A 17,159-nucleotide genomic window follows, 5' to 3' on the forward strand; every position below is an offset into this window, starting at 1 on the left:
GTTAAGGAGAAGCAACATGCAAGAAGGGCAAAACCGTAAAACATCGTCCCTGAGTATTCTCGCCATCGCTGGGGTGGAGCCGTACCAGGAGAAACCGGGCGAAGAGTATATGAACGAAGCCCAGCTGTCGCACTTCAGGCGTATTCTTGAGGCATGGCGTAATCAACTTAGGGATGAAGTTGATCGCACCGTATCTCATATGCAAGACGAAGCGGCTAACTTCCCTGATCCGGTGGACCGCGCCGCACAGGAAGAAGAATTCAGCCTTGAGCTGCGTAACCGTGATCGTGAGCGCAAACTGATCAAAAAGATCGAGAAGACGCTGAAGAAAGTAGAAGACGAAGATTTCGGCTACTGCGAATCATGCGGCGTAGAAATTGGTATTCGCCGTCTGGAAGCGCGTCCGACAGCCGATCTGTGCATCGACTGTAAAACGCTGGCAGAAATCCGCGAAAAACAAATGGCAGGTTAATTCCGGTCATTTTTACCACGTTTACTTCAGGCGGGAGCTTCTCCCGCCTTATTATTTGTTAGCCCGCAAAATGAGCGATTCACATTATATTGGCCGCTTCGCCCCTTCCCCCTCTGGCGAACTCCATTTTGGTTCACTGATTGCCGCCCTCGGGAGTTACCTGCAGGCCCGTGCTCGTCGCGGAATCTGGCGGGTACGCATTGAAGATATTGACCCCCCTCGTGAAGTTCCCGGTGCTGCAGACACGATTCTGCGTCAGCTGGAACATTACGGGCTGCACTGGGATGGCGATATTTTATGGCAATCCCAGCGTCATGACGCCTACCGCGAGGCGCTGGCCTGGCTGCATCAGCAGGATCTGAGCTATTACTGCACCTGTACGCGCGCGCGTATTCAAAGCGTCGGCGGTATTTACGACGGTCATTGCCGTGAGCTACGCCACGGGCCTGAACAGGCGGCGGTCCGCATTAAGCAACGCCATCCGGTGATGCAGTTTACGGACCAACTGCGCGGTGTGATTCAGGCTGATCCGCGGCTTGCAAGGGAAGATTTTATTATTCACCGTCGCGACGGGCTGTTTGCCTATAACCTCGCGGTGGTGGTGGACGACCACTTCCAGGGCGTGACGGAAATTGTGCGCGGTGCCGATCTTATCGAACCGACGGTACGGCAAATTTCGTTGTATCAACAGTTCGGCTGGCAAGCGCCGGACTATATTCATCTGCCGCTGGCGCTCAACGAACAAGGCGCTAAACTTTCAAAACAAAATCATGCACCTGCACTGCCGCAAGGCGATCCACGCCCGGTGATTGTTGCTGCGCTGCGCTTTCTCGGCCAGCACTCCGATATCCCGTGGCAGGAGATGCGCGTGGATCAGATTCTCACGTTTGCCATTGAAAACTGGAGTCTGACAGCGGTGTCAGAATCGGCGATCGTAAATCCGCCATTCTCAAATGCATCATGCTGAGCTATGATTAGCCGCTATTTTTACACAGCAACACTTGTTCTGATTGAAGTTTGACACTACCGAGGTGCACTATTTTTACCCGAGTCGCTAATTTTTGCCGCAAGGTGCTAAGCCGCGAGGAGCGCGAGGCCGAGCTCGCCGTTGCCCGTCCACACATGACGGTAATCCCGCGTGAGCAGCACTCTATCTCCCGCAAAGATATCAGTGAAAATGCCCTGAAGGTAATGTACAGGCTCAATAAGGCCGGATACGAGGCATGGCTGGTTGGCGGAGGCGTACGCGATCTTTTGCTGGGCAAAAAGCCGAAAGATTTTGATGTCACGACTAACGCCACGCCAGATCAGGTGCGAAAACTGTTTCGTAACTGTCGTCTGGTTGGTCGCCGTTTCCGTCTGGCCCATGTCATGTTTGGCCCGGAAATTATCGAAGTGGCAACTTTCCGTGGTCATCATGAAGGCAGCGAGTCCGATCGCACAACCTCACAGCGCGGACAAAACGGTATGCTGCTGCGCGACAACATCTTCGGCTCCATCGAAGAAGATGCCCAGCGTCGCGACTTCACAATTAACAGCCTGTATTACAGCGTGGCCGATTTCACCGTGCGTGATTACGTTGGTGGCATGCAGGATCTCGAAGAGGGCATCGTTCGCCTGATCGGTAATCCGGAAACGCGCTACCGCGAAGACCCTGTACGTATGCTGCGGGCCGTGCGCTTTGCCGCCAAGCTCGACATGCGTATCAGCCCGGAAACCGCTGAGCCAATCCCGCGTCTGGCAACACTGCTTAACGATATTCCCCCCGCACGCCTGTTTGAAGAAGCACTCAAACTGTTACAGGCGGGCTATGGGTATGAAACCTATAAAAAACTGCGTGAGTACAGCCTGTTCCAGCCGCTGTTCCCCACCATTACGCGCTATTTCACCGAAGACGGTGACAGCCCAATGGAACGCATCATCGCTCAGGTGCTGAAGAATACCGATAACCGCATCCACAATGATATGCGCGTTAACCCGGCGTTCTTGTTCGCCGCCATGTTCTGGTATCCGTTACTGGAAGCTGCGCAGAAAATTGCCCAGGAAAGCGGTCTGGCTTACTACGATGCCTTCGCACTGGCGATGAACGACGTACTGGATGAAGCCTGCCGCTCGCTGGCGATCCCGAAACGTCTGACCTCGCTGACCCGTGATATCTGGCAGTTGCAGCTACGCATGTCTCGTCGCCAGGGCAAACGCGCCTGGAAGCTGATGGAGCATCCGAAGTTCCGCGCCGCTTACGATCTGCTGGCCCTGCGTGCCGAAGTGGAAAACAACGCTGAGCTGCAGCGTCTGGCGCAGTGGTGGGGAGAATTCCAGGTTTCAGCACCGCCGGAACAAAAAGGCATGCTCAACGAACTCGACGAAGAACCGGAGCGCCGTCGTCATCGTCGCCCGCGTAAACGCGCCCCGCGCCGTGAAGGTTCCGCGTGACCATCGCCTATATCGCTCTCGGCAGTAATCTGGCCTCTCCTCTGGAGCAGGTTAATGCTGCCGTAAAAGCGATTGGCGACATTCCCGACAGCCGTATCGTCGCTGTTTCCTCCTTTTACCGCACACCGCCATTAGGCCCACAGGATCAGCCAGATTACCTGAACGCTGCCGTGGCGCTGGAAACCACTCTCGCTCCCGAAGAATTGCTTAATCATACCCAACGCATTGAGCTGCAACAGGGACGCGTACGTAAAGCCGAACGCTGGGGGCCGCGCACTCTGGACCTCGATATTATGCTGTTTGGCGATGAAGTGATTAACACCGAACGTCTGACCGTGCCGCACTACGACATGAAAAACCGTGGTTTTATGCTGTGGCCGCTCGCTGAAATCGCACCTGATCTTATCTTCCCGGAGGGTATCAGCCTGCATCAGCACCTCACCCATCTTGGTGCCGCAAAACCTGCACACTGGTAAAGTATCCTCTCCCCTTCAGCGTTTACTACTTTAGTGCCAAACGGTTGCTTAAAACAATTGCCCCCCTGAATGTGACTGTTAGAATGCCGATAAATATGACTTTCATCATCAGGAAATGTTATGAAACCCACCACCATTTCACTGCTGCAGAAATGCAAGCAAGAGAAAAAACGCTTCGCGACCATTACAGCCTACGACTACAGCTTCGCTAAGTTATTTGCCGACGAAGGCATCAAAGTGATGCTGGTTGGCGACTCGCTGGGCATGACGATTCAGGGGCATGACTCCACCCTACCGGTCACCGTTGAAGATATTGCTTACCACACTCGTGCCGTACGTCGTGGCGCTCCCAACTGTCTGCTGCTCTCCGACCTGCCATTTATGGCTTACGCCACGCCGGAACAAGCATTTGAAAACGCCGCGGTGGTGATGCGGGCGGGCGCTAATATGGTCAAAATTGAAGGCGGCGCCTGGCTGGTGGATACGGTAAAAATGCTCACCGAACGCGCCGTACCGGTTTGCGGTCATCTGGGATTAACACCGCAGTCGGTGAATATTTTCGGCGGCTATAAAATTCAGGGCCGCGGCGACGCCGGGCAGGTATTGCTGGATGACGCGCTGGCCTTAGAAGCCGCTGGCGCTCAGTTGCTGGTGCTGGAGTGCGTGCCGGTTGAGCTGGCGAAGCGCGTCACCGAAGCGCTGTCGATTCCGGTTATCGGCATCGGCGCAGGTAACGTCACCGATGGACAAATCCTCGTCATGCACGATGCCTTTGGTATTACCGGTGGACACATCCCGAAATTTGCGAAGAATTTCCTCAATGAAGCAGGCGACATGCGCGCCGCAGTGCGGCAGTATATGGCTGAAGTGGAGTCCGGCGTTTATCCGGGCGAAGAACACAGTTTCCACTAATTTTTCAGGCCATATATCGGCCTGAAAAGCGTAGCGCCATCAGGCGGTTCGCTGCATGTTGCCGGATGGCGGCGTAAACGCCTTATCCGGCCTACGGTTCCTCAGGCAACTCAAGGAGTCTTGTCGTGTTAATCATTGAAACCCTGCCGCTGCTGCGCCAGCATATTCGTCGTCTGCGTCAGGAAGGCAAACGCGTCGCTCTGGTTCCCACCATGGGCAACCTGCACGACGGCCATATGAAGCTGGTCGATGAGGCAAAAGCGCGGGCTGATGTGGTGATCGTCAGCATTTTCGTCAACCCGATGCAGTTTGACCGACCGGACGATCTGGTGCGTTATCCACGCACGCTGCAGGAAGATTGTGAAAAGCTGAACAAGCGTAAAGTCGATTATGTTTTTGCGCCAGCCGTTGAGGAAATCTACCCGCAGGGGCTGGAAGGCCAGACGTTCGTTGAAGTTCCCGGTCTCTCCACCATGCTGGAAGGCGCCAGCCGTCCAGGCCACTTCCGTGGCGTTTCCACTATCGTCAGCAAGCTGTTCAACCTGATCCAGCCAGATATCGCCTGCTTTGGCGAGAAAGATTTCCAGCAGCTCGCACTGATCCGCAAAATGGTGGCGGATCTGGGTTATGACATTGAGATCGTTGGCGTGCCGATTATTCGCGCCAAAGACGGTCTGGCGCTTAGCTCACGTAACGGCTATCTGACCGCAGAGCAGCGAAAAATTGCGCCGGGTCTGCACAAAGTGATGAACGGCATCGCTGAAAAGCTGCTTGCCGGCCATCGTGACCAGGAAGAGATTATTGCCATTGCCGAGCAGGAACTGAATGAAAAAGGCTTCCGTGCCGACGATATTCAGATTCGTGATGCCGACACGCTGCTGGAGCTGACGGAAACCAGTAAACGCGCGGTGATTCTGGCCGCCGCCTGGCTGGGTCAGGCACGTCTGATCGATAATCAAAGCGTTACATTAGCCCAGTAGACAGGGGTTAAAAATCAGGCAATACTGCCTGAGAATTTCTCAAAGCAGGCCAGTAGTGCCTGCTTAGCCAAGGTAAACGACAGGGTATAGAAGTTATGATTCGCACCATGCTGCAAGGCAAGCTCCACCGCGTAAAAGTCACGCAGGCGGACCTGCACTACGAAGGCTCCTGCGCCATCGACCAGGATTTCCTCGATGCCTCTGGTATTCTGGAAAACGAAGCTATTGATATCTGGAACGTGACCAACGGTAAACGTTTCTCAACCTACGCGATTGCGGCTGAACGCGGCTCCAGAATCATCTCGGTGAACGGCGCAGCGGCACACTGTGCTGAAGTCGGCGACATTGTGATTATCGCCAGCTTCGTCACCATGTCTGATGAAGAAGCCCGCACCTGGCGTCCGAAAGTGGCCTATTTTGAAGGCGACAACGAAATGAAGCGCACCGCGAAAGCCATTCCGGTACAGGTTGCCTGACAGCCCTTACCCCTGCGGCTGATTACTTATCAGCCGCGACATCGTCTCCAGCGAATCCGTTCTTAAAATATAAAGTCTTTTCAATAAGAACGGATTATCCCCCGGTTTAACCTTCCCTCTCACCGTGGTGACCGCCATGTGGAATCCCGCGTCGCCTGCCGCTTTTACTGCCGTGGCGTTATAGCCGCCAAACGGGTACGAAAGATAAAGAACGTGAGGGTTAAACTGAGACAACGCCCGACGCGAACGGGCGAAATCAAACAGAATATTGTGATAGCTGCGACTCAGCAGGATTGGCCGGTGATTCGCATCAACCCGATGTAAAAAATGGGTATGCGACTGGAAGTCAAACACGTCCCTGATCTCATTCAGTTCCGCGATGCTCATAAACTGCAGTGATTTCGGATCCCACTTCTGCGGGTGGCGCTTGATACGTGAGGAGATAATAAACGCCGTTGCCTTCATGCCGTGCAGCTTCAGAATCGGGTAAGCATAACGACTCACCGACTTCAGACCATCATCAAAAGTCAGCACCACCGCCCGCGCCGGGAGATTCATATTGTTGCGAACATAGCCTTCCAGTTGGTACATCGTCAACGTGGTGTAGCCGCGGTCCTGTAGCCAGGCCATCTGGTTGCTGAAGGCGCGTACGGAGGTTGTCGTAGAGGTGTGGCGAAAACGGGTATTCTCTTCATCGCGCAGAATATGGTGATAGGTTAACACCGGGATACCGTTGTCTTCCTGCGCATCCAGAGCGCTGATATAGGCCAGTCTGCCGCCAAGACGGATCTGGTACCAGGTTTGGTTGAGACGGTCTTTAAGCTTGCTGATAACCGGATAACGCAGATTATCCGCCAGCACGCCAAACGGGGCGCTACCAACATCCGGAGCGTTATAAACCGGCGTATCTTTCCAGGTGATCAGGCTTTGGTTGCTGAGGGGTTTATTGAGATCGCCCAGACCATCATCGACTTTCTGCCGCCCCTGCACAGGCTCCAGATGCCCCTTATCAATAAACCCGGTACCAAAACCAAAGGTAAATTCGTAATAGTCTGCCGCAATTGGCTCAATGGCGAGGATCTGCCCGGCGCGAATATTTCCTACCGTCACCATCTTGTTGCCAATCTGCGCCCACACGGCGGCTGCTTCGGTGGTTTGCATGTAGCGAGCAGGCAAAGCCGCAGCTATGCTGCCAGAAAACAGGAGCAATAAAACAAGCAGAACGCGCATCACCATATGAGATAACCGAGGCGAGAAACCCCGGCTATTGTAGCAAAAGCGCCATCAATACCAATGATTAATACTCATACAAATCATGCTTCAACACGAAGGGGGGATTTTTCTGTTGTTGATGCCAGAGGCTAGAGACTTCGGGCCCGCCAAGCGCAACGATGCTATCACGAAACGCAGAACTGCTCATCGATTCCCGCGACGAAAGCATTCGCTCAAGCAATGGATAACTGATACCTGAAATCACTTCACACTGGGGATGTTTATGGCTCATTAACGAAGCCACGCGGTAAGGCGCGGCCCCGGCCATATCCGTCAGGAATATCACACCCTCGCCAGAGTCTGTAGCATGCAGGGCATGGCACATCATGCGGCTTAGCATATTCGAGCTAAGCCCACGCCAAAAACTCACCGCCTGGCATTGAACCAACGGGCCGTACTTTTTCTCCAGACGATGCAGCATATCCTGTGCCTTATCATCATGACAGGTAATTACCCAACCTAGCATTGCCTACCTCCTTAGCAGGCAAGTAGTTTATCAGGGTGATAAATCCGTAATGGTGATAAGCATCAAAAGTCTTCCTCTCCCGGGCAAGGAGAGGAAGAAAGACTTAGCTGCGCAGGCCGCGTCCGCGCTGAATCAGGTACCAGCACAGCAAATAAAATGCTGCGATAAACACCACCAACACGCCAAAGGTGGTGACCAGCGGAACATCGTGGATCCCCAGGAAGCCGTAACGGAAACCGCTAATCATGTAGACAATCGGGTTCAGATGGGACAGTCCCTGCCAGAACGGCGGCAGCAGCGTTAACGAATAGAAAACGCCGCCCAGATAGGTCAGCGGAGTCAGCACGAAGGTTGGGATCAGGCTGATATCGTCAAAGGTTTTAGCGAAAACCGCGTTCAACAGACCGGCCAGCGAAAACAGCACCGCCGTTAACACCAGCGTAAGCGCCACAAAGACCCAGGAATGCACCTGGAACGGCACAAAGAACAGCGAAATCGCTGTTACCAGGATCCCTACGCACAGGCCACGCGCCACGCCGCCGCCAACAAAACCGGCGATGATCACGTGCGTCGGTACCGGAGCGACCAGTAGCTCTTCAATGTTGCGCTGAAACTTGGCGCTGAAGAATGACGATGCCACGTTGGCGTACGAGTTGGTAATTACCGCCATCATAATCAGCCCTGGCACGATAAACTGCATGTAGCTAAAACCATGCATTTCGCCGATTCGCGAGCCGATCAGGTTACCAAAGATTATAAAATAGAGCGTCATAGTAATGACGGGAGGAACCAGAGTCTGGACCCAGATACGCATAAAGCGGTGGATCTCTTTCGCCCAGATGCTTTTCAGCGCAACCCAATAAAGCTGCATCATGCGCGATCTCCTTGTTTTTCATGCACCAGAGAAACAAACAGTTCTTCCAGTCGGTTCGCTTTGTTTCGCATACTCAATACCTGAATGCCCTGGGCGCTCAGCTGTGAGAACACGCTGTTGACCCCCTGTTCACGCAGTACTTCCACTTCCAGCGTGGAGGTATCCACCAGCCGGTATTGATAGCCCTCCAGTTTTGGCAGCGGGCTTTTCGGTGCCAGATCGAGAATAAAGGTCTCGGATTTCAGCTTAGAGAGCAGGCTCTTCATCGAGGTGTTTTCCACCAGCTCGCCGTGCTGAATAATGCCGATGTTGCGACACAGCATTTCCGCTTCTTCGAGATAGTGAGTGGTCAGAATAATCGTGGTGCCTTTGTCGTTTAAATCCTTTAAAAAACCCCACATTGAACGACGCAGCTCAATATCGACCCCCGCCGTCGGTTCATCAAGGATGAGTAATTTAGGCTCGTGCATTAGTGCGCGGGCAATCATCAGACGGCGTTTCATCCCGCCGGAGAGCATGCGCGCGCGCTCGTTACGTTTTTCCCATAAATCGAGCTGCTTTAAATATAATTCGCTGCGTTTGACCGCCTCTTTATACTCAACGCCGTAATAACCCGCCTGGTTGACTACGATCTGCTGCACGGTTTCAAACGGGTTAAAATTAAACTCCTGCGGTACCAGACCAAGCTGGCGTTTCGCATTAACGGTATCTTTTTCAAGATCGTATCCGAAGACGCTCACCCGCCCAGAGGTTTTATTCACCAGCGAGCTGATTATCCCGATGGTGGTGGACTTGCCTGCGCCATTCGGTCCCAAAAGCGCATAAAAATCCCCCGCTTCGACTTGCAAATCTATTCCGCGTAACGCCTGAACGCCACCGGGATAGGTTTTTTTAAGTTGTTGAAGTTCCAGAGCAATGGTCATGGTTTTTTACTTACCTTACATTCTAATGCTTGATATTTGGTTTTAATAAATCAGGAGTTAACCTATATTAGCGCAACGCAATTCAATTGGTTACAGCCTCCATGAAAGACATAGATACACTCATCAGCAACAACGCGCTATGGTCAAAGATGCTGGTAGAAGAGGATCCCGGATTTTTTGAAACGCTGACTCACGCACAAAATCCGCGCTTTTTATGGATTGGATGTTCCGACAGTCGCGTTCCCGCAGAACGTTTAACCGGTCTTGAGCCGGGTGAATTATTTGTTCACCGTAATGTGGCCAATCTGGTTATTCACACCGACCTGAACTGTCTCTCAGTGGTTCAGTATGCGGTGGATGTGCTGGAAGTGGAACATATTATTATTTGCGGCCACTATGGATGTGGTGGCGTACAGGCGGCTATTGAAAATAAAGAACAGGGGCTGATTGATAACTGGTTACTGCATATTCGCGATATCTGGTTTAAACACAGTTCACTGCTGGGCGAAATGCCGCAGGAACGTCGCATTGACACCCTGTGCGAACTGAATGTAATGGAGCAGGTCTACAACTTGGGCCATTCAACCATCATGCGTTCAGCCTGGAAGCGCGGTCAAAAAGTTACCATTCACGGCTGGGCTTACGGTATTCATGATGGCCTGCTGCGCGATCTGGACGTCACCGCCACCAGTCGCGAGACACTGGAGCAGCGCTATCGCCAGGGGCTGTCTAACCTCAGCCAGAAACATACCAATCACAAGCAGATACCAACAAGCGGCAGCGACGCTTAAGTCGCTTTTCGGCCTGCGGGGAAGTATCGTGCAGGCCGAATAAGCAAAGCGCCATCAGGCGCTCCCGACATTACTCGTCCAGCAGCACCACTTTGCCAACGTACGGCAAATGGCGATAACGCTGGGCATAGTCAATGCCATAGCCGACAACAAACTCATCTGGGATAGAGAATCCGATAAACTCAACCGGAACATCCACTTCACGACGGGTAGGTTTGTCCAGCAGCGTACAAATAGCCAGGGATTTCGGCTCGCGCAGGCTCAGAATCTCACGCACTTTGGACAACGTGTTACCGGAGTCGATGATGTCTTCGACAATCAGCACGTCCTTGCCACGAATGTCTTCATCCAGGTCTTTCAGGATTTTAACATCGCGCGTGGTGGACATTCCGCTGCCATAGCTGGAAGCAGTCATGAAATCGACTTCGTGGGAGACATGCACTTCACGGCACAGGTCGGCCATAAACATAAATGAGCCGCGTAACAGACCAACCAGCACCATATCGCTGCCGCTGTCCTTGTAACGTTCGTTAATCTGACGTCCCAGTTCAGCAATACGCGCTTTGATCTCCGCTTCCGGGATCATGACTTCAACAGTATGTTTCATATCTCTAACCATATGATTTAAAAACAAATCACTCAATGCTAACTTTTAATAAGCCAGCATCTAAGCGCAAGGCACGCAGTATACCAGCAAAAGCATTCATACGCGGCATCTGTTGATAAAGTTCATAATGTGACGTTTATCACGCGTTTTAGCTCCTATAATTAACTGCTATTAAAGAAATAACACCTGTGATGGTATTTTTTATGGCAAATAACAACGTACGTTCTCAACGGCTTATCGTGACCCTGAGCGCCCTGTTTGCGGCACTTTGTGGACTATATCTCCTGATTGGTGGAGGCTGGCTGGTCGCCATCGGTGGCTCCTGGTATTACCCGATCGCGGGCCTTGCCATGCTCGGTGTGGCTCTCCTGCTGTGGCGCAGTAACCGATCCGCCCTTTGGCTGTATGCCGCCCTGCTTCTCGCCACCATGATTTGGGGCGTCTGGGAAGTCGGCTTTGATTTCTGGGCGCTGACGCCGCGTAGCGACATCCTGGTCTTCTTTGGTATCTGGCTTATCCTGCCTTTCGTCTGGCATCGCCTGATTATCCCTTCCAGTGGCGCAGTAGCGGCGCTGGTGGTGGCCCTGCTGATTAGCGGCGGTATCCTGACCTGGGCTGGCTTCAACGATCCACAAGAGGTTCACGGCACGCTGAGTGCAGATACCTCTCAGGCCGATGCAATTTCAGCGGTTGCCGACGAGGATTGGCCGGCTTACGGTCGCAATCAGGAAGGTCAACGCTACTCACCGTTAAAACAAATTAACGCTGACAACGTTCATCAGTTGAAAGAAGCCTGGGTATTTCGTACCGGGGATTTAAAACAACCCAACGATCCCGGTGAAATCACCAATGAAGTCACGCCAATAAAAGTGGGGGATACTCTTTATCTGTGTACCGCCCACCAGCGGCTGTTCGCCCTGGATGCGGCCAGCGGTAAAGAGAAGTGGCATTTCGATCCCCAACTCAATACCAATACCAGCTTCCAGCACGTAACCTGTCGCGGCGTTTCTTATCATGAAGCCAAACCGGATACGGCTTCTGCAGAGGTGATGGCCGACTGTCCGCGCCGCATCCTTTTGCCGGTCAATGATGGTCGACTGTTTGCCTTGAATGCCGAGACCGGCAAGCTGTGCGAAACCTTCGCCAATAAAGGTATTTTGAATCTGCAGACCAATATGCCGGATACCTCACCGGGCCTGTACGAACCGACGTCTCCCCCGATAATCACCGATAAAACTATCGTTATTGCCGGGTCGGTAACCGATAACTACTCAACCCGCGAAACATCCGGGGTGATACGTGGTTTTGACGTCAATAACGGCAAGCTTCTATGGGCGTTTGATCCCGGTGCCAAGGATCCTAATTTCATCCCGTCAGATGAACATACCTTCACCTTTAACTCACCCAACTCCTGGGCGCCTGCGGCCTACGACGCGAAGCTGGATCTGGTGTATCTGCCCATGGGCGTTACCACGCCGGATATCTGGGGCGGTAACCGCACACCGGAACAGGAACGTTACGCCAGCGCCATTCTGGCGTTAAATGCCACGACCGGGAAATTGGCCTGGAGCTATCAGACCGTTCACCACGATCTGTGGGATATGGACTTACCGGCGCAGCCAACCCTGGCGGATATCAACGTCAATGGAGAGAAAATTCCGGTCATTTATGCCCCGGCAAAAACCGGTAATATCTTTGTGCTCGACCGCCGTAATGGTGAACTGGTGGTGCCTGCCCCGGAAAAACCGGTGCCGCAAGGTGCAGCCAAAGGTGATTATGTCAGCAAAACCCAGCCGTTCTCCGATCTCAGTTTCCGTCCGCAAAAAGATCTCAGTGGTGCGGATATGTGGGGCGCAACCATGTTTGACCAGTTGGTGTGCCGCGTAATGTTCCACCAGCTACGCTATGAAGGCATTTTTACCCCGCCTTCAGAGCAAGGCACTCTGGTATTCCCGGGTAACCTCGGCATGTTCGAATGGGGCGGTATTTCCGTTGATCCCAACCGTCAGGTAGCCATTGCCAACCCGATGGCGCTGCCGTTCGTTTCTAAGCTGATCCCACGCGGTCCCGGCAACCCGATGGAGCCGCCGAAAGATGCCAAAGGTACTGGCACGGAGTCCGGTATTCAGCCGCAGTACGGCGTACCGTTCGGCGTAACGCTTAATCCATTCCTTTCACCATTTGGCCTGCCGTGTAAACAGCCAGCATGGGGCTACATTTCCGCCGTAGATCTGAAAACCAATCAAGTGGTGTGGAAAAAACGCATTGGTACGCCACAGGACAGCATGCCATTCCCAATGCCGGTTCCGGTGCCGTTCAATATGGGGATGCCGATGCTGGGTGGACCTATCTCCACCGCGGGTAACGTGCTGTTTATAGCTGCGACTGCCGATAACTATCTGCGCGCATACAACATGAGCAACGGTGAAAAACTGTGGCAGGGTCGGCTTCCGGCAGGCGGCCAGGCAACGCCGATGACGTATGAAGTTAACGGTAAGCAGTATGTGGTGATATCCGCCGGGGGCCACGGCTCATTTGGCACTAAGATGGGCGATTATATCGTGGCATACGCGTTGCCGGACGACGCGAAGTAAAATGGACAACGCCCGCTAATCAGCGGGCGTTTTTTTATTCAAACTTCAGTGACAGTAACGACGCTTTTGCGGCTTCCTGATACTGAGCCACCAGATCTTTGGTCATATTGAAGGAGACCTGCACCGCTTTCTCGTTTTGCGAGGTAATCAGCAGCATATTGAGAATTTCAGTATCCGGCGCTTGAGAACGGAAAGTAATCAGCCACGCTTTATGTCCATCAACCGTGACAGGTTCCGCCTGCGGCTTGAAATTGGTAAGCATCTTCAGCGTCGCATCCTTTGCCATATCCAACTGAGCGGCAGGCAACGCGTTGCGCCCGGCGGTAATACCTAGAGACGCTTTACCGCGTTCGTCACCGTAAATCACCTGAGGACGGTTTTCAGAAGGATATTTGATTTTTGCCATTTCGTCCGGCATTGGCGTGAGCGTCTGCGGAATTTCGAGACTTAAATTCAGTTTTGAAATCTGTTGGCGTTCCATCTTCATCGCAGCCTGTGCCGAAACCGCCAGAAGCATAATAAAAGATGCCGTCAGTACTTTACGCAAAAGGGTCATGAATACCTCGTGATGAGTGATTAACCTCATCAGTATATGAATGCTTTTACTCGACGATAGAGTAATAATCCGTTTTTGGAATAAACATTTAGCGGATAGCGCCACCGCTATCCGCCGCTGTTTATACGGTAAAACCGAGCATCATCCCGGTGTCTTCATGCTCTAACAAATGGCAGTGCGCCATATAGGCATGTTCCTTTGGCGCGTCGTGGTCAAATTTCACCAGCACCTCGCTCACGCCGCCCTCTACCCGCACCGTATCTTTCCATCCCGCGCGGTGCGCAGCAGGTGCTTTGCCATTTTCAGACAGAATACGGAACTGCGTGCCGTGAATGTGGAACGGATGCAGCATCATGTCGCCCTGACCGGAAATCACCCAGCGTTCGTGTTGACCTTTCGCCGCGGCAAACATCGGTTTATTCATATCAAACGCCTGACCATTAATCCGGTTGGCATTATGGAAATCGAATGTTCCATGCTTCATGTTGCCCATGTCGCCATGCTGCATAATCCCCATCTCACCGTGGTTCATATTGCCATGCTTCATGCTCCCGTGGCCCATATTGTCATTATTCATATGGCCCATCATCTTGCCATGATCCATACCCGCCATAGCCTGAGCGCCGTACTTCTTCATCAACATTTGCATGCCCATCATGTCGAGCATTGGGTCCATCGATAATTGCAGTTTGCGCACCGTCAGTCCCTCAAGCGATGGCAGCGCCGGCATGGATGTCAGCGTATCCGGCAACGTGCCGGAAGCGGTAATCAGCAGCGGCTGAACGCGCATCACCGGATGCGGCTTATCAAATGGCGCAATCGCCATGCCCATCTGACCCACAGGCAGAGTGACCAGATCAAACGCTTTACCGTCGCTCACATCCACCAGCACTTCAAAGCGTTCGCCCATCAGCATAGGAAGTTCGGTTACTTTTACTGGCTCCGCCAACAGTCCGCCGTCGCTGGCAATAACGTACAAAGGACGATTGTCGCTGGCCGCGATATTCAGTGAGCGTGCGTTACAACCATTTAGCAGACGCAGGCGTAGCCAACCGCGCGGTGCAGCATGCTGAGGATAAATCGCCCCATTGGTTAGCAGCGTATCGCCAAACCAGCCGACGGCAGCGGTCATGATGTCCAGTTGATAGTTAACCTGACCATCAGCAGAGAACTGTTTATCCTGAATAATCACCGGCACATCATCAATGCCCCACTGCTTAGGCAGCAGCAGCTTGCGAATCTCTTCATCTTCAATCAGCACCAGTCCGGCCAGGCCCATCGCCACCTGATGACCGGTCTTCCCATGCTGATGCGGGTGGAACCAGCAGGTTGCCGCGCGCTGATCCGGTGTGAAGGTCACAGAACGTTTCCCACCCGCCGGAATAATACCCTGCGGGCCACCGTCGACTTCACCGGGGATTTCCAGCCCGTGCCAGTGCAACGTCGTCTCTTCGGCAAGCTGGTTATGGATATCCACCGTCACCGATTGCCCTTTGCTCAGCTTGACTGCCGGCCCGAGCAAACTGCCGTTATATCCCCAGGTCGTGGCTGTTTTACCGGCAAAACTCGACTGTCCGGCTTGCACGATCAGCTGCATACGGTTAGAGGCATCTGCGGTTAACAGGTCTGGAATGGGTAATGCGGGACGGTCTGCAGCAAATACGCTCCGGCTCCACAGAGGTAACGCTGACGCGACGCCCAGCGCCACGGAGTACTTTAAAAAGTCACGACGTTGCATAATCACTTCCTTATATTCAGCAGCTTAAGCAGGCTATCTTTTAAGCATAACCCTTCCCCTTACGGGAAGGTCAAGTAAACGGCTAATAATAAAGGTCGTCGCTTCGCTCGCAGTGTGCTAACGTTTAAATTCCGTGATGCAGTGGTAGAAGCAATGAAGACGTTTTTCAGAACCGTTTTGTTCGGCAGCCTGATGGCCGTATGCGCAAACAGTTACGCGCTTAGTGAGTCCGAAGCCGAAGATATGGCCGATTTAACGGCAGTTTTTGTTTTTCTGAAAAATGACTGTGGATACCAGAATTTGCCAAATGGGCAGATTCGTCGCGCACTGGTCTTTTTTGCCCAGCAAAACCAGTGGGACCTGAGCAATTACGACACCTTCAATATGAAAGCGTTGGGTGAAGACAGCTACCGCGACCTCAGCGGTATAGGCATCCCAACGGCCAAGAAATGCAAAGCGCTGGCACGTGACTCCCTGAGCCTGTTGGCTTACGTTAAATAGTCGCGCTGCGGAACCAGCAAGCTTCGCTTACTCTTTTACCGGCAACGTCAGCAACACTGATTTTGCCTGGTTTTCCCCTTTAGTGACTCTCAATATCGCCAGCCCCAGTTGCCGCCCAACCTCTTCGTGATCGACGGTAAAGAGACAACTCGACGACACCACTCGCACAGAAAAATCGCTGCTTGCCGTGGCACACAGCATGTTTTTTTCATTGAGTCCGCACTCGGGTAACGAGGCCAGATAGTGACTCGCCCCCATCAGTAAAAAGTCGTTGATGAAAATAATGAAATCAGGCCGCTCTGGCTGCTGTAGAAATTGCCGCGCGGCCTCTTCACCGGAAGATTCAGCTACGCTGCCAAAGAAAACCAACCCGTCATGGTAATGAATCCCTTGCACCGCCAACGCCTGCAAACAGCCGGTCAAGAACTGACGGCCATGCATACTGTCCGGGCCAAGCGTCGCAATGGCAATACGTTGCGCTCCGCGACGCAGTGCCGCACGCACGCATTGTTTCCCCATCTCCTCATGATGAAAATCGACCCAATTGAAGTTCCCGCCCAGCGAGCGGCTTTGCCCCATCGTCACAAAGGGAAACTTTAGTTCATCAAGCAGAAGGATCCGTTCATCATCAATACGAGTGTCTGTCAGGATAATCGCGTCAGCACGGTTCTGCTCAACAATTTTATGCAGCAGTTGTAGCTCACTTTCGCGATCGGTAGAAATATGGATGACCGGATCGATGGCACTCTCTTTTAAACTAGCCTGCAGCCCCCTGGCGATAGCCATAAAGAACGAGGCGGTATGGATATTGCCATCATCCGCTGCAGGCAGCAGCAGAGCCACGACCCCTGTTTTACCACTACGCAAATAGCGGGCTGATGCATTTGGCCGGTAACCCAGTTTATCCGCCGCTTCCAGTACCTTTTTACGGGTGTGGTTACTGATATCACTTTTATTATTTAGCGCTTTCGAAACCGTCGCTGTCGAAAGATTAAGATACGCCGCTAGCTCTTTTATATTCATATTTATTATGGACTAAATAGCTCTGAACAAGGATATTCCTGCCAATTTAACTGATTAGTTTTTAC

At 52.8% G+C, this 17,159-nt stretch carries 18 protein-coding genes; 10 read left to right on the forward strand and 8 right to left on the reverse strand.

Annotated elements, in window-relative coordinates; genetic code table 11:
• Positions 1-16 precede the first annotated feature (16 nt).
• From dksA to panD, 7 genes are all read left to right on the forward strand, one after another.
• On the forward strand, positions 17-472 hold the full coding sequence (gene dksA / locus OGV52_RS11735) for an RNA polymerase-binding protein DksA (protein WP_003018625.1): 456 nt from the start codon (positions 17-19) through the stop codon (positions 470-472).
• Between the two features lie 70 nt (positions 473-542).
• On the forward strand, positions 543-1,439 hold the full coding sequence (gene gluQRS, locus OGV52_RS11740; protein WP_287108548.1) for a tRNA glutamyl-Q(34) synthetase GluQRS: 897 nt from the start codon (positions 543-545) through the stop codon (positions 1,437-1,439).
• A gap of 71 nt (positions 1,440-1,510) precedes the next feature.
• Positions 1,511-2,905: a polynucleotide adenylyltransferase PcnB gene (gene pcnB / locus OGV52_RS11745; protein WP_203457720.1), complete on the forward strand. Its 1,395-nt coding sequence runs from the start codon at positions 1,511-1,513 to the stop codon at positions 2,903-2,905.
• The gene (folK, locus tag OGV52_RS11750) at positions 2,902-3,381 is read left to right on the forward strand and encodes a 2-amino-4-hydroxy-6-hydroxymethyldihydropteridine diphosphokinase (protein WP_019078392.1); all 480 of its coding nucleotides are present in this window, start codon (positions 2,902-2,904) and stop codon (positions 3,379-3,381) included. Before pcnB ends, folK begins: the two co-directional genes overlap by 4 nt.
• 120 nt (positions 3,382-3,501) lie before the next feature.
• Positions 3,502-4,293: a 3-methyl-2-oxobutanoate hydroxymethyltransferase gene (gene panB, locus OGV52_RS11755; RefSeq protein WP_047498557.1), complete on the forward strand. Its 792-nt coding sequence runs from the start codon at positions 3,502-3,504 to the stop codon at positions 4,291-4,293.
• A gap of 125 nt (positions 4,294-4,418) precedes the next feature.
• Positions 4,419-5,273: a pantoate--beta-alanine ligase gene (panC, locus tag OGV52_RS11760; RefSeq protein ID WP_016151737.1), complete on the forward strand. Its 855-nt coding sequence runs from the start codon at positions 4,419-4,421 to the stop codon at positions 5,271-5,273.
• 95 nt (positions 5,274-5,368) lie between these two features.
• A complete protein-coding gene (gene panD, locus OGV52_RS11765) occupies positions 5,369-5,749 on the forward strand; it encodes an aspartate 1-decarboxylase (RefSeq protein ID WP_000621526.1) in 381 nt (126 codons plus the stop codon).
• A 6-nt stretch (positions 5,750-5,755) separates the two neighbouring features.
• Here panD and OGV52_RS11770 read toward each other — a convergent pair whose 3' ends face one another.
• The 4 genes from OGV52_RS11770 to OGV52_RS11785 form a co-directional block, all read right to left on the reverse strand.
• Positions 5,756-6,985: a polysaccharide deacetylase family protein gene (locus tag OGV52_RS11770; RefSeq protein ID WP_287108550.1), complete on the reverse strand. Its 1,230-nt coding sequence runs from the start codon at positions 6,983-6,985 to the stop codon at positions 5,756-5,758.
• A 61-nt stretch (positions 6,986-7,046) separates the two neighbouring features.
• Positions 7,047-7,487 carry a PTS sugar transporter subunit IIA gene (locus OGV52_RS11775; RefSeq protein WP_016151735.1) on the reverse strand — a complete coding sequence of 147 codons (441 nt, stop codon included), beginning with the start codon at positions 7,485-7,487 and terminating at the stop codon, positions 7,047-7,049.
• 103 nt (positions 7,488-7,590) lie between these two features.
• Positions 7,591-8,361 (reverse strand): ABC transporter permease, encoded by a 771-nt coding sequence (locus OGV52_RS11780; protein ID WP_003829467.1) that lies wholly within the window; start codon positions 8,359-8,361, stop codon positions 7,591-7,593.
• Positions 8,358-9,284, reverse strand: coding sequence for an ABC transporter ATP-binding protein (locus OGV52_RS11785; RefSeq protein ID WP_046275357.1), 927 nt, complete (start codon positions 9,282-9,284; stop codon positions 8,358-8,360). The genes OGV52_RS11780 and OGV52_RS11785 overlap by 4 nt, the downstream gene beginning before the upstream one ends.
• A gap of 101 nt (positions 9,285-9,385) precedes the next feature.
• On the opposite strand from OGV52_RS11785, the gene can reads away from it, so the two are divergent.
• Positions 9,386-10,075: a carbonate dehydratase gene (can, locus tag OGV52_RS11790; protein WP_016151733.1), complete on the forward strand. Its 690-nt coding sequence runs from the start codon at positions 9,386-9,388 to the stop codon at positions 10,073-10,075.
• A 70-nt stretch (positions 10,076-10,145) separates the two neighbouring features.
• Here can and hpt read toward each other — a convergent pair whose 3' ends face one another.
• Entirely contained in the window at positions 10,146-10,682 is a 537-nt protein-coding gene (hpt, locus tag OGV52_RS11795) for a hypoxanthine phosphoribosyltransferase (protein ID WP_016151732.1), read from the reverse strand.
• A 203-nt stretch (positions 10,683-10,885) separates the two neighbouring features.
• Here hpt and OGV52_RS11800 point away from each other — a divergent pair, with 203 nt between their 5' ends.
• Entirely contained in the window at positions 10,886-13,276 is a 2,391-nt protein-coding gene (locus OGV52_RS11800; RefSeq protein WP_047499131.1) for a glucose/quinate/shikimate family membrane-bound PQQ-dependent dehydrogenase, read from the forward strand.
• Between the two features lie 34 nt (positions 13,277-13,310).
• Here the strand turns inward: OGV52_RS11800 and OGV52_RS11805 are convergent, their stop codons facing one another.
• Both OGV52_RS11805 and cueO read right to left on the reverse strand, forming a co-directional pair.
• The gene (locus tag OGV52_RS11805; RefSeq protein ID WP_016155709.1) at positions 13,311-13,832 is read right to left on the reverse strand and encodes a hypothetical protein; all 522 of its coding nucleotides are present in this window, start codon (positions 13,830-13,832) and stop codon (positions 13,311-13,313) included.
• A 121-nt stretch (positions 13,833-13,953) separates the two neighbouring features.
• On the reverse strand, positions 13,954-15,570 hold the full coding sequence (gene cueO / locus OGV52_RS11810) for a multicopper oxidase CueO (protein ID WP_287108552.1): 1,617 nt from the start codon (positions 15,568-15,570) through the stop codon (positions 13,954-13,956).
• Between the two features lie 153 nt (positions 15,571-15,723).
• On the opposite strand from cueO, the gene OGV52_RS11815 reads away from it, so the two are divergent.
• Complete coding sequence (locus tag OGV52_RS11815) at positions 15,724-16,071, forward strand: YacC family pilotin-like protein (RefSeq protein ID WP_003018667.1); 348 nt, start codon at positions 15,724-15,726, stop codon at positions 16,069-16,071.
• 27 nt (positions 16,072-16,098) lie between these two features.
• On the opposite strand, the gene OGV52_RS11820 is transcribed toward OGV52_RS11815, so the two are convergent.
• A complete protein-coding gene (locus OGV52_RS11820; protein ID WP_131380640.1) occupies positions 16,099-17,094 on the reverse strand; it encodes a LacI family DNA-binding transcriptional regulator in 996 nt (331 codons plus the stop codon).
• Positions 17,095-17,159: the final 65 nt, after the last annotated feature.

The sequence above is a fragment of the Citrobacter sp. Cb041 genome, from assembly GCF_030336655.1.
In the GTDB taxonomy this organism is placed as follows: Bacteria; Pseudomonadota; Gammaproteobacteria; order Enterobacterales; family Enterobacteriaceae; genus Citrobacter; species Citrobacter braakii.